The sequence below is a fragment of the Acinetobacter sp. NIOH-H-8 genome, assembly GCF_046635365.1.
Taxonomy (GTDB): Bacteria; Pseudomonadota; Gammaproteobacteria; order Pseudomonadales; family Moraxellaceae; genus Acinetobacter.
The window spans coordinates 19,337-31,814 of sequence record NZ_JBHDVN010000033.1 but is presented as its reverse complement, the minus strand read 5'-3'; the positions used below and the strand labels follow the sequence as shown (position 1 = coordinate 31,814).

Sequence of the window (12,478 nt, the reverse complement as noted above, 5' to 3'; positions counted from 1 at the left end):
GTTGCCATGTCACTGAATACTCGTCCTAGAAAAGCGTTAGATTGGCTTACACCATTAGAGAAGTTTGCTCAGCTTGTTGATTATCATAAGGCTTTTGAAACTGTCGCACCTCATGTTTGAATTCGCCAGGTTTATACTTAAGGATACAATATGACTTCTTTTTATAATGGAGGCACCAGCCAAGAGATTTTTAATCTGATTGGTCAAGCTGCTGCCTTAGAGGATATCATAGATGCGATTACTGTATGGTTAGGGGACAAAATCCCGGATGCACTGGTATCTGTCATGTTGTATTCGGAACAGGAACAAACGCTTAATTTAATCAAAGAACCAGCCTATTTTTCCAGAGAATATGTAGAAGCTTCAAAAGATCTAAAAATCGGCCCGAATGTTGGCGCTTGTGGTGCAGCTGCATATCATCGTCGTTTAGTGGTCTGTGAGGATTTACTCAATGATCCGAACTGGGTCGCATATAAAGATCTGGTTAAACAAAATGGTTTAAGAGCCTGCTGGTCGGTACCAATTGCCAACGGGAGTGGCAAACTTTTTGGCTCTTTTGGTACTTATTATCGTTCGATCAAGTCTCCTACTCCTAATGAAATTGACCTGCTGCAATATGCAGCTTCGCTGATCGCCTTAACCTTTGAGCTGTATGAAGAACGCAAAAAACGAAATCAGCTCAAAGATAAATATCAGTCATTTTTCTCTTTTCATCCCGATGCAATTTTTGAGCACAATCTGGATGGCAATATTGTAGATGCCAATCTGGCCACCAAGTTTTTTAACGAAGTTGGTGTTAAATCGCATATCGGAACTAAAATTGATCATTTTATTGAACCTGAACATCGCCCTCTTGCCTTAGAAGCCTTTGAGCAGGCCAAGCATGGCCTGACTGGACACCTTGAAGTTCAGGCACATAACTCGGCAGGACAGAAATACTGGCTCGATTTAACTTTTTTGCCAATTAAAGTGAATGGTGAAATTGTCGGTATTTTTAGCGTGGCACGCGATATAACTGAACGCTATCAAAACAATGAAATGCTGAGATTAATGAAACGTAGTGTCGATGCAAATCCGCATGGCATTATTTTAACTTCGGCAGAAAATGACCAGCCTATTGAATATGTTAATCCGGCCTTTGAGCAGATTACCGGTTATAGCCTGGAAGAGCTCAAAGGGAAAAATTGTCGTATATTACAAGGACCCGATACTTCAACGGAAAGCGTCCAGCAAATCAGTGATGCCATTCAAAATAAATCTGAAATCAAGATTATCCTGAAAAATTATCGTAAGGATGGACACTGGTTCTGGAACAAGCTGAATCTGGGCCCGGTGTTTGATGAAAATCATAAATGCACCCATTTCATTGCCATTCAACAGGATGTGAGTCAGCATGTTGCCCAGCAAGAATTGATCGCTTATCAGGAATCACATGACCATTTAACCGGCTTTATCAACAATAAGCTGTTTGAAGAAGTGGTTCAGGAAAAACTGCATTTAGCTCACACTGGTTCTGCAAATCTGGTGCTTTTATATCTAGATCTGGATGATTTTGAACCTTTGAATCAAAGCTTAGGTCATGATATTGGCGATAAAATTTTAAAACTGGTGGGCAATCGTCTGAGTCAATGCCTGGAGCCTGAAGATGTGATTTCCAGATTTTCAGGGGATGAGTTTGCAATTTTATTAACTCAAATGACTGATCTCAAGCAAGTCGCTGTACGTGCCGAAGAAATCATCGCCGGATTATCTCAACCTTTTCACGTAGATGGTTACGACATTCACCTGAGTGCCAGTATTGGTGTGGCTGATGCTGATCCAGACATTAAATGTGTTAAGCAGTTTATCAATGCTGCTAAAGATGCCATGCGTGACGCCAATGCCGAAGGGGGTAATACCTGGCACTGGTATAATTTCACGAAAGAGCCTTTACCGAAGGTAGATTATGTACAGCTTCGTCATGAACTGATGGTCGCTCTGCATGAACAGCAGTTTAAACTGTTTTATCAGCCAATTCTGGACAGTGAAACGGGCAAGGTCAAATGTCTGGAAGCCTTGATTCGCTGGCAACACCCAGAAAAAGGCTTTATTTCTCCTGCCGATTTTATTCCTTTTGCAGAAAGAACTGGTCAAATTGTCTCGATTGGCGAATGGGTGCTCAGACAGGCTTGTGAGGAAGTCAAAGCCTGGAATATGCAACATGAGACTCAAATTTCGGTTGCCGTCAATCTGTCTCCCTTACAGTTTAAAAGAAATGGATTCCTGAGCGATCTACAGCAATTATTAGCAGAAATTGAATTCCCGCATGAGCTGCTTAAACTGGAAGTGACTGAAAGTATGCTAATTGCCAGCGGTGATAAGTCGATTGAGATCTTAAAAAATGTCCGGGCTTTGGGGATTAAAGTTTCGGTGGATGACTTTGGCACTGGTTATTCGAGTTTAAGTTATTTACGTAGCTTACCGATCGATGAGATCAAACTGGATCGTAGCTTTGTACAGCATTTACCCGGCAATCCACGAGATGAGGCAATTATTGAAGCCATAATTACCCTAGCGCATAAGCTGGATCTGGAAGTCGTTGCGGAAGGAATTGAGAATCCTGAACAGGCTGAGTGTTTAAAATCACATCATTGTGATTATCTGCAAGGTTTTTACTATGCAAAACCTGCCCGGCTCAATCAGCTAGAGTTAATCAGTTCCTGATTAATGTTCCCTGTTTGAGCAGTACAGTTTCAGCTTCTAAGTAAGCTAACTCTTCTAAATGATGGGTCACATAAATCATCGGTAAATTCAGCTCATCTTTAATCCGTTTTAGGAAAGGTAAGATCTGCTGTTTTAACTGTTGATCCAGTCCCGTTAAAGGTTCATCTAGTAGCAATAAATTTGGTGAAGACAATAATGCCCGACCAATAGAAACGCGCTGCGCTTCTCCACCTGATAGCTGATGGGCTTTGCGATAAATTAGAGGCTTTAATTCTAATAATTCTACGATGTCTTCAAACTGGAATTTTCGATCTGCTCTAGATACCAGTTTTTCTGCATAACATAGGTTCTGCTGCACATTCATATGTGGAAACAGCAAAGCATTCTGAAAAACTAATGCAATTTTACGCTGATGCATTGGAATATTAATTTTCTTTTCTGTATTGATTAAATCCTGATGTTTAAACTGAATATATCCTTGATCAGGTTTTAATAGCCCGACAATATTTTTGAGTAAAGTACTTTTTCCACTCCCAGATGCACCGACAATCCCTAATAGTTGCTGCGACATTTCCAGTTTAATATTCAATCTGAAATCGGCTTGTTGATATTGAAAATCACATTTCAACATTTCAGCCTCCCAATTTCCGTTGATAGTTTTGCAAAATAAAATAATTGGCAATTAAGGCTGTAAATGCCAAGAAAATAGATAAAACCACCAGACGCATCGCCATTTCTTCACCATTCGGTTGTTGCAGCAAGGAATAAATTGCGATGGGAATAGTGCGGGTTTCATCCGGAATATTGCCCACAAAAGTAATGGTGGCACCAAACTCACCCAGACTGCGGCTAAAACATAAGATGCTGCCAATCAGCATACCGGGAATCGCCAGAGGTAAATTGATACTCCAAAACACTTTCCACGGTGCTGCGCCCAATGAACCTGCGATATGTTCGAGTTGCTGGTTCATAAGCTGAAATGACAAACGTATCGGTTGCACCATCAGCGGAAATGCCACAATCATCGAGGCCAATACCGCCCCTTTCCAGTTAAATGCCAGTTGCAACCCGAGTGTATTGAGATATTGGCCAATCATGCCTTGATTACCAAACAGCACCAAAAGTAAGTAACCTAAAACCACAGGCGGTAATACCATTGGCAATTGCAAACATGCTTCGACCACAAACTTAAGCCGAAATTCATATCTGGCCAAAACCCAAGCCAATACTACTGCAAAAGGTAAACAAAATAAGGTCGCAAAGCTAGCCACTTTGGCAGACAGGTAGAGTGCACTGAGTTCTTCTGGACTTAACATCTTGCAGTTATTTCTCCAGCCATTAGGGGTTCAGCCTAAATCCATATTTTTTAAAGATGGCTTTGGCCTGCACGCTTTTTTGTATAAATTGTTCAAATTGCACTGCTTCTTTATTCTGCACACCTTGCCGTGTCAAAGCTAAAGGATAAACAATCGGACTATGTAAATTTGCTGGGAAAGTACCGATGATTTTTACTTTTCGGCTGATCAAGGCATCAGTTTTATAGACAATCCCAACTTCACACTCGCCACGTTCGACAAAAGCCAAAGCCGAGCGCACATCATCCGTTCCAACAATTCGTCCTTTTAAGCCATTTAACCAGTTCAGTTTGGTCAGACTTTGCTTGGCATATTTTCCGGCAGGCACTGATTCCATTTGTCCGGTACATACATAACCTTTAAAGGACTGGGCAAAATTAAAATTAGATTGGGGTTTAAAATGAATATTCAGATGTTTCGGGCTGATCGTCACTAATTGGTTTAACAGGATGGGATGAACTGAACTGGGATTTATGAGTTTCTTTCGTACCAGATAATTCATCCAGTCCTGATCAGCTGAAAAGTATAGATCGCTGCTGGCTCCTGCTTCGATCTGTTTGGCTAAAGCAGAAGATGCACCAAATACGGAAATAATCTTAGTTTGCGGATATTGAGCTTGGTAAATTCTGGAAATTTCGGTCACAGCATTATTTAGACTCGCTGCCGCGTAAACCTTCACTGTTCCTGCATGGACTGATGAAAACATCATGGCAATGCACATGAATAAAAACAGAGATTTTTTCATGTGCATCTACCCTCATCAGTGAATAAATAAGCCTTGAACAATATCCCCTTCTTTCAGGCTTTTTCCTGCCGGAATTCGAACCAGACAATTAGCCTGCATGAGATTGCTCAGCATATGTGATTGCTGTTTGGACAGACTTTTAACTCGTAAAACCGATTGCTCAAAACTGGCGGACATTCTTAAAAAGCGCTCTCTAGCATCTATTTTCAGATCATGGGTGAGTACAGCATTAAACCAGTTCGGCTGAGATTTGTGGCCTTGTAAGGCATTTAATAAAGTTGCGGTGTAGATCTGCATGCCGACATACACTGCTGCGGGATTGCCCGGCAAACCCAGCAGATAACAATGTGAACTATCATTTCGCTGTAGCTGGGCAAAGAACATCGGCTTGCCCGGCTTCTGTTTTACTTTCCAGAATATCTGTTCAAAGCCTAAATCTAGTGCTACAGGCCGAATGAAATCATAATCTCCGACAGATACACCGCCTGTGGTTAAAATCAGGTCATAGCTTGCTGATAATTCTTGAATGAGATTCCGTACTGCCGCCTCAGTATCTGCAACATGAAAAATTTCAACCTGCTGCCCGGCTTGCTGAAACCAGGCTTCAATCAAGGGACCGTTGGCATCAAAGATTTTACCCGCTACAAAGTCTTCTATACTTTCAGCAACTTCATCACCTGTAATGACCACAGCCACTTTAGAATATTGAAAAACCTCAACAGTATTGATTCCCGCCATGCTTAAAGAGGCAATTGCACCGACTGACAGTTGTTGACCTTTATTGGCCAATAATTGCCCGACTGAAATTTCTTCGCCCACATCGCGAATATCGGCATGAGCGCTGAGCTGTTCCATAATTTTGATTCTGGATAAATCAATCACTTGAACAATTTCCTGACGTGCGACCGTAGTAGTCCCAAGCGGAATTTTAGCGCCAGTAAAAATCCTGACTGCCTGACCATCCTGAAGTTGCAGTTCACCCTGTTGTCCCGCCCGAATTTCACCAATCAGTTGGAATTCGCGTTCTGGTTCAATTGCAGCTTGGGTACACAATGCATAACCATCTACGGCACTTTGCGAAAATAACGGTAGATTAATCCCAGAATAAATATCCTCTGCCAGATAACGATTTAAGGCCTGATTCAACTTCAATCGTTCAGTTGCTAACACTTGAGTATGCTGCAAAATTAATTCTAAAGCCTGATCTACTGTAATCAGACCATGTTCTGCTCCGCATCCAGACATTATTGATAACCGCCTTGATGTGGAATATTTTTTTGCACATCAAATAAATGTACCAACGCTGGTAGTACAGCAATTAAAGATTCTTTAGCCCCTTGTCGGCTGCCCGGTAAAGTCATTACCAAACTGTTATCAATATAGCCCGCAACGCCACGACTTAAAGCTGCATACGGCGTGCGTTTCTGGCCGAAACTGCGTGAAGCTTCCATGAGTCCAGGAATTTCCCGTTTCAGTAAAGGCTGTAAAGTTTCAACGGTTAAATCTTTAGGACCCAAGCCTGTACCACCTACAGTCAGGATCAATGGATAGTCATTTTTTTGCTGTTCAACTAGTGCCAATAACTGTTCAGGGTCGTCTGGGATTACCTGATAGGCAATATTTTCAAAATTGGCTTCTTGTAATATTTCCAGGACATTTTGCCCTGCTGTATCCGGTTTTTTACCGGCAGCGACCGTATCTGAAAGCACAATGATGGATGCTGGCAAGGCTTCTTTTAAGACACGGGTAAAATGCGATTTACCGCCTTTTTTCTTTTGCAATTTACATTGATCCAGACATAGATCTTCCGGTTCACAATGTGGTTTGAGCATGTCATAGAGGGTCAATCCAGCCAGACTAACGGCAGTCAAGGCTTCCATTTCCACACCGGTTGGACCAATAGTCTCTACTGTGGCAATAATTTCGACATGTGCATCAAACAGTTCATATTCCACATCTGCGCGATAAATTGGTAAAGGATGACACAGCGGAATCAGTTCATCGGTTCGTTTAGCCCCTAAGATTCCGGCGATGCGAGCTGTCTTTAGAGCATCACCTTTTTCCGTATTGCCATTCCGTAATAATTCAATGCAATGTGGCGGTGCATGCAGAATCCCTGTAGCTACTGCAGTCCGATAACTTTCTGCTTTCATCCCGACATTTTTCATTGCATGTTCCTATAGTTCATTTCTTCTTAAAACGTGTGTCTGTTCTGACTTATATCGGCCATTGATAGATGAATGGCGTATTCTCTTTGGCATGATGGCAATGTTGATGTGTCTCATCTGAATGTTCTGAATGACGATGCGTGTGAGCAGTTTCTACATCTTTACGGATACAACACCCCTCAACATATTGACTGCTGCCATCCATATAAAATTCTTCTTTCCAGACTGGCACTTCATGTTTGACCCGCTCTACTGCTTCCTCACAAGCAGCAAAAGCTTCACGTCGATGTGCAGCATAAGCAATTGCAATAATGGCTTTTTCACCAATATCTAGTGCCCCAATTCGATGAATCACCCGCACATAGGACACGCCGTATTTGGCCTGGATTTCTTGTTCAATCTGGCGAATCATTTTTTCTGCAACAGGTGTATAGGCCGTATATTTCAGTGCCTTGACTGCTTTACCTTCATGGTGATTACGTACCGTTCCGATAAATACGCCGACTCCACCACATTCAGGAAAAGACTGGATCGGATCAAAACTTTCCAGATCTAAAGCAGTATCTTGGATCCGGGAAATCTGTTTGAATTTGCTCATTTTAGCCTCCTGCGACAGGTGACAACAGCACCAAAGTACTGTCAGCATGAAGAGGTGTCTGACGTGAAATGATATCTTCACCGATGGCACAGGCACAGCGTTCAATCATGCCAAATGCATCAGGATAATCTTGTCCCACCTGATTCAAAACTTCAGATACGGTACTTTGAGATTTGCAGATAATTTCGAGATCTTGCGGTAACTGTCGTTCTACCGCACCGAAGGCTTCAATTCTGATTCTGATCTGTGACATCTTAGCCTCCTATTATGTGCATACTAATTTTGCGGCTGTTTTGATTCATACTTTGACTTTTCAAGCGTTGCTCTATGGCATGAAAGCCCTGTTCTTTGTTCCAGATATATCGGGATAAAGCACCATACAAATTCAACTCACTTAGAGCGACAGATGAATTTAGTGATTTGATTTCCTTTTTAAGATTCAAGCCTTGAGGTGCAAACAGGCAGTTATAAAATTCACCTTGTGCAGTCAATCGCAAGCGGTCACAGCTGCCACAAAATGAATTGGTAATAGTTGAAATAATTCCAATCGGATGGCCATCAATCAGATACTGGCGTGCGGGTTCCGAAGCTGATTGGGCAGAATTATTAGTTTTTTGAGTGAGCGTAAATTCAGTCGCCAAAGTTTCTAAAATGTATTGTTCACTGACCACATGCTCAGTAGACCAATTGTGATCACCATCAAGTGGCATAAATTCGATAAAGCGCAGGACAATGTTTTGCTGAACTGACCAGCGCGCCAATGGCAGGATCTGATCATCATTGATACCCTGCATCAATACGGTATTGATCTTAATCGCTAATCCAGCGACTTGTGCTGCCTGAATTCCTTCCAGCACAGGTGCCAAATCTTTTTGAGTCAGCTGTTTAAACTGATCAGCATCCAGACTGTCCAAACTAATATTCAGGTCATCCAGTCCCGCCTGCTTTAAGGCCTGTGCATATTGTTTTAAGTAATGCGCATTCGTAGTCATGGAAATGCGTTGTAATCCCAGCTTTTTCAGCGCTTGCAGTTGTTCAACAAAATGCACTACGCCCTGACGCATTAACGGCTCACCACCAGTAATGCGGATATACTGGATGCCATGACGCACCATAAAATCGCAAAATTGATACAGCTCTTCAAAACTAAGAAGATCGTGTTTTTTCATCCATTCAGGATGTTCAGGCATACAATAAACACATTTGAAATTGCAGCGATCGGTCACTGAAATCCTTAGCTTGCGCTTGCCACGACCGAATTGATCGACAAACAAGGCATCATTTTTAAGCTGTGTCATCATATTCATGTTGAACATCCATCTTCAGGCATTGGGCGGGTTGTTGCACATATGTAGTGCGCGAAACTCAAAACGCCCAATCTTGTAATAATAAGATCTGCAATAAGTGTTCCAACTTTGTGCCAAAAGTAAAATATTCAGTTTTTAGTGCAGAAATTTGAGCTGTTGATACTGTTGCAGTTCATCCAGCGAGTTAATACTGTGAAAAAATAGCGCACGATTTTTAAAACGTGCCACTTGTGCGTGCAAATCAGCAAAACAGTGTTTGAGGCTGCGCTGTTCCTGTTCAAGATGTAATTTCAGGCTTGCCAGACTGCTGCGTTTGGCCAGACAAAATGGATAAAGTGGCTTACCGTTAATTTCCACATAAGCCACTTCAGCCAGACTGTTTTTGGCTAGAGCCTGGTGTAACTTGAGCAATACTTTGGAAGGAATATAAGTTAGGTCACAAGGGACAAATAGCACATAATCCGACTGCACATGCGACCAGGCACTTTTCATACCCATTAACGGCCCATGAAAGCCCGGCTCATCATCTTGATAATAATGAACACTTGGAATAAGTTTCTGGTAAATGGAATAGTCGCGATGGCTGTTAATCCAGACCTGTGCAACATTCGATTTCAGCTGTTGGTGAATCTTGATCAGCTGAATCTGGTCATCGAATTTCTGCAACAGTTTATTGATGCCATTCATGCGTCTTGCCTGTCCACCCGCCAGAATTACCAGATCAGTACGTGGATAGGCTGTTTTATTATTTTCTCTCTCGGCTCCTTTTTTCATTCTACCGTCTCCAATTGACATGTTTTAATCAGGCCACGGATTTCAGGTAAACACGAACCACAATTCCCTCCGGCTTTTAAACATGCGGTCACCTGTTTTTCATCCGTAATATTTTTAGTTTTAATGGTGTCAATGATGCGGTTTTTACCGACTTTAAAACAGCTACACACCAGTGGACCTTCATTATTTGCCATCGACATCGGCTGTCCAGCAAGTAAGGCTTTACGGTGCATAGCACTTAAACGTTCACGTTTAAACAGACTTGCCACCCAGTCGCGGTCCGGCAATAAGGCCTTCGGTGCAATATATAGGCTGGCAATCACATGACCATCCTGAAGTATCACGCTATGACTGATGTGGGCGGTCTGATCTTCAAGATTCAGCCATTCAAAACTTTCATCATGAAATGGCAATAATTCTTTTAAATGCTCAGTGGTGTAGCTAAATTTCTTCCGGTCTGCCAGTTCATAACGTATTGCCTTGCTGGTAGTGATTTTAGTCCACCACACGGTGGCTTCAATCGACGGCTGTACGATTTTTTCAAAGCCTTGACGCACATAAAATACGCCTTGCCACTGGCTATAAAATGGATGGATGATAACCGGAGTATGCTTGAATTCTGGCTCACCCGAAATAGCATCCACTACCGGATTCACCACCTTGCCAATCCGAGCATCGGATGCGACCTGATCATTCCAGTGAATCGGGGCAAAGACCTGTCCACGGCAGATATTGTCACTAATAGTCGCACGCAAGACACAATTGCCCCACTGCGATTTCACCTCAACCAATTCACCATCCTGAATCCCGTATTTTAGTGCATCATTCGGGTGAATTTCACAGTAAGGTTCGGCACGGTGCGTACTCAAATTCGCCGATAAACCGGTACGGCTCATGGTATGCCATTGGTCACGAATCCGGCCAGTATTCAAAATTAAAGGATATTCACTAGAGGTTTGATGAACCGGATTGACCGCTGAAATTGCAATGAATTTGGCTTTGCCATCTGCATGGCTATACTGGCCTTCGCTATAGAGTCGAGCTACTGAATCTTCTGCCTGATCTTTTCTCCAAACTGGCCATTGCACCGGTTTCAGTTCATCATATTCAGCTAGGCTTAAATCGGTTAGGCCTTTTAAATTAAAATAGCGGAAATATGGCGTTTCAGATCGCTGACTTAAATCAGAGTTTTGCTCAGCAGATAATTGGGCATGCTCCAGAAAAATGTCATGGCTATTATTAAAATCAAAACCTGTGAAACCCATCTTCTGAGCCACCTGACTGATCGCCCACCAGTCAGCTTTGGCTTCACCCGGTGCATCCAAAAATGCATGCTGACGTGAAATACGACGTTCCGAATTGGTCACGGTACCGTCTTTTTCTCCCCAGCCTAATGCAGGTAGCAAGACATCGGCATATTGGGTCGTATCTGTATCTTGGCAAATATCGGATACCACCACGAATTCGCATTTTTCTAGCGCACGTTTGACCTGATCGGCATCTGGTAAGCTGACCACCGGATTGGTGGCCATAATCCAGATCGCCTTGATCTTGCCACTTTCAACGGCCTGGAATAAATCAACTGCTTTCAGTCCTGCTTGTTTAGCAATATACGGACTTTGCCAGAAATTTTGTACCAGCTGCTGATGTCCCGGATTTTCTAAATCCAGATGTGCAGCCAGCATATTGGCTAGCCCCCCGACTTCACGGCCGCCCATCGCATTTGGCTGACCAGTCATGGAAAATGGCGCTGCGCCCAATTTACCAATTTTGCCTGTTAATAGATGACAATTGGTAATGCTGTTGGCTTTATTCACCCCTTGCGAAGACTGATTGACCCCCATTGAAAACAGGGTCATAACTTTTTCAGTTTCGGCGAATTTCTGATAAAAAGTTTGCAGTTTCTCGACTGCAATACCGGTACGTTGAGCAACTTCTTGAATCGGAGACTCAGCTTCACTTTGTACTAAGGCTTGCTCCAAGCCTTGTGTATGTTGAGCAATAAATTCTTGGTCTGCGTGACTATTTTTCCAGAGGTACTGCAATAAGCCATTAAACAGCGCCACATCCTTACCTGGCAGAATTGGTAGGTGTAGATCTGCTGCTTCACAGGTACTCGTAAAACGCGGATCAACCACGACCACAAACAGGTCGCGCTGTTCCTTGGCTTTCATAATGCGCTGATACAGCACTGGATGACACCAAGCGGTATTGGAACCGACCAGTACCACCATGTCAGTATGTTCGAAATCTTCGTAGCTGGCTGGAACCAAATCTTCGCCAAAAGCTCGTTTATGTGCAGCAACAGCTGAAGACATACACAGACGTGAATTGGTATCGATGTTTGCAGTACCGAGATAGCCTTTGACGAATTTATTCACTATATAATAGTCTTCGGTCAGCAGCTGACCGGAAACATAAAAGGCAATACTGTCACGACCATACTGGTCGATGCATTGCTGGAATTTATTGGCAATGGACGAAACTGCAGTATCCCAATTCGTGACTTCACGTGAGCCTTTACGTCCCAGCGTTGGATGCAATAAGCGAGTTTCCAGCCCCAAAGTATCTGCCAGATTACTACCTTTAATGCATAACTTGCCATAATTAGAAGGATGGTTAACATCGCCTTCAACAGTCACTTTAGGGCCTGATGTGGTCGGCGTTACATGTGCAGTCACACCACAACCCACGCCACAATATGGACAGGTGGTTTGAGTCGTCATCGTTTTTAATTCTGTGGAGCTATGCAGTTCCACCACTGGGATACTATTCATTGCTGCTGTGCTCCTTAATTATCTAAATTCACTTATCTCGCCAAATCTATA

Annotated in this window: 11 protein-coding genes and 1 pseudogene; 2 read left to right on the top strand and 10 right to left on the bottom strand. The window is 42.8% G+C overall.

The genetic code is table 11. The features are described 5' to 3' along the window. Positions 1–120 (top strand): annotated as a pseudogene (locus ACEWB7_RS12250) (IS30 family transposase); the annotation flags it as partial. A gap of 30 nt (positions 121–150) precedes the next feature. Continuing rightward, a complete protein-coding gene (locus ACEWB7_RS12245) occupies positions 151–2,703 on the top strand; it encodes an EAL domain-containing protein (protein WP_411580859.1) in 2,553 nt (850 codons plus the stop codon). Here ACEWB7_RS12245 and ACEWB7_RS12240 read toward each other — a convergent pair. The 10 genes from ACEWB7_RS12240 to ACEWB7_RS12195 form a co-directional block, all read right to left on the bottom strand. Further along, positions 2,693–3,334: an ATP-binding cassette domain-containing protein gene (locus ACEWB7_RS12240; RefSeq protein ID WP_411580857.1), complete on the bottom strand. Its 642-nt coding sequence runs from the start codon at positions 3,332–3,334 to the stop codon at positions 2,693–2,695. The genes ACEWB7_RS12245 and ACEWB7_RS12240 overlap by 11 nt on opposite strands. Position 3,335: 1 nt before the next feature. Next, positions 3,336–4,019 carry a molybdate ABC transporter permease subunit gene (gene modB, locus ACEWB7_RS12235; RefSeq protein ID WP_180014009.1) on the bottom strand — a complete coding sequence of 228 codons (684 nt, stop codon included), beginning with the start codon at positions 4,017–4,019 and terminating at the stop codon, positions 3,336–3,338. Between the two features lie 22 nt (positions 4,020–4,041). After that, positions 4,042–4,803: a molybdate ABC transporter substrate-binding protein gene (modA, locus tag ACEWB7_RS12230; RefSeq protein ID WP_411580854.1), complete on the bottom strand. Its 762-nt coding sequence runs from the start codon at positions 4,801–4,803 to the stop codon at positions 4,042–4,044. 15 nt (positions 4,804–4,818) lie between these two features. Beyond that, positions 4,819–6,048, bottom strand: coding sequence for a molybdopterin molybdotransferase MoeA (locus ACEWB7_RS12225; protein WP_312318759.1), 1,230 nt, complete (start codon positions 6,046–6,048; stop codon positions 4,819–4,821). Next, entirely contained in the window at positions 6,048–6,971 is a 924-nt protein-coding gene (moaCB, locus tag ACEWB7_RS12220) for a bifunctional molybdenum cofactor biosynthesis protein MoaC/MoaB (RefSeq protein WP_180053713.1), read from the bottom strand. Before moaCB ends, ACEWB7_RS12225 begins: the two co-directional genes overlap by 1 nt. A 49-nt stretch (positions 6,972–7,020) precedes the next feature. After that, a complete protein-coding gene (locus ACEWB7_RS12215; protein ID WP_312318765.1) occupies positions 7,021–7,569 on the bottom strand; it encodes a molybdenum cofactor biosynthesis protein MoaE in 549 nt (182 codons plus the stop codon). 1 nt (position 7,570) lies between these two features. Beyond that, a complete protein-coding gene (locus ACEWB7_RS12210; RefSeq protein ID WP_034170381.1) occupies positions 7,571–7,822 on the bottom strand; it encodes a MoaD/ThiS family protein in 252 nt (83 codons plus the stop codon). Between the two features lies 1 nt (position 7,823). Continuing rightward, positions 7,824–8,876 carry a GTP 3',8-cyclase MoaA gene (moaA, locus tag ACEWB7_RS12205; RefSeq protein WP_411580851.1) on the bottom strand — a complete coding sequence of 351 codons (1,053 nt, stop codon included), beginning with the start codon at positions 8,874–8,876 and terminating at the stop codon, positions 7,824–7,826. Between the two features lie 135 nt (positions 8,877–9,011). Beyond that, positions 9,012–9,650 carry a molybdenum cofactor guanylyltransferase gene (locus ACEWB7_RS12200; RefSeq protein WP_312318771.1) on the bottom strand — a complete coding sequence of 213 codons (639 nt, stop codon included), beginning with the start codon at positions 9,648–9,650 and terminating at the stop codon, positions 9,012–9,014. Then, complete coding sequence (locus tag ACEWB7_RS12195; protein WP_411580849.1) at positions 9,647–12,427, bottom strand: molybdopterin-dependent oxidoreductase; 2,781 nt, start codon at positions 12,425–12,427, stop codon at positions 9,647–9,649. The genes ACEWB7_RS12200 and ACEWB7_RS12195 overlap by 4 nt, the downstream gene beginning before the upstream one ends. Positions 12,428–12,478 lie beyond the last annotated feature (51 nt).

What these genes read in the sequence shown, in the direction of transcription:
- ACEWB7_RS12215 (WP_312318765.1), bottom strand. Translation starts at nt 7,569, where the DNA reads ATGAGCAAATTCAAACAGATTTCCCGGATCCAAGATACTGCTTTAGAT.
- ACEWB7_RS12245 (WP_411580859.1), top strand. Translation starts at nt 151, where the DNA reads ATGACTTCTTTTTATAATGGAGGCACCAGCCAAGAGATTTTTAATCTG.
- ACEWB7_RS12200 (WP_312318771.1), bottom strand. Translation starts at nt 9,650, where the DNA reads ATGAAAAAAGGAGCCGAGAGAGAAAATAATAAAACAGCCTATCCACGT.
- moaA (WP_411580851.1), bottom strand. Translation starts at nt 8,876, where the DNA reads ATGAATATGATGACACAGCTTAAAAATGATGCCTTGTTTGTCGATCAA.
- ACEWB7_RS12225 (WP_312318759.1), bottom strand. Translation starts at nt 6,048, where the DNA reads ATGTCTGGATGCGGAGCAGAACATGGTCTGATTACAGTAGATCAGGCT.
- modB (WP_180014009.1), bottom strand. Translation starts at nt 4,019, where the DNA reads ATGTTAAGTCCAGAAGAACTCAGTGCACTCTACCTGTCTGCCAAAGTG.
- ACEWB7_RS12195 (WP_411580849.1), bottom strand. Translation starts at nt 12,427, where the DNA reads ATGAATAGTATCCCAGTGGTGGAACTGCATAGCTCCACAGAATTAAAA.
- ACEWB7_RS12210 (WP_034170381.1), bottom strand. Translation starts at nt 7,822, where the DNA reads ATGTCACAGATCAGAATCAGAATTGAAGCCTTCGGTGCGGTAGAACGA.
- ACEWB7_RS12240 (WP_411580857.1), bottom strand. Translation starts at nt 3,334, where the DNA reads ATGTTGAAATGTGATTTTCAATATCAACAAGCCGATTTCAGATTGAAT.
- moaCB (WP_180053713.1), bottom strand. Translation starts at nt 6,971, where the DNA reads ATGAAAAATGTCGGGATGAAAGCAGAAAGTTATCGGACTGCAGTAGCT.
- modA (WP_411580854.1), bottom strand. Translation starts at nt 4,803, where the DNA reads ATGAAAAAATCTCTGTTTTTATTCATGTGCATTGCCATGATGTTTTCA.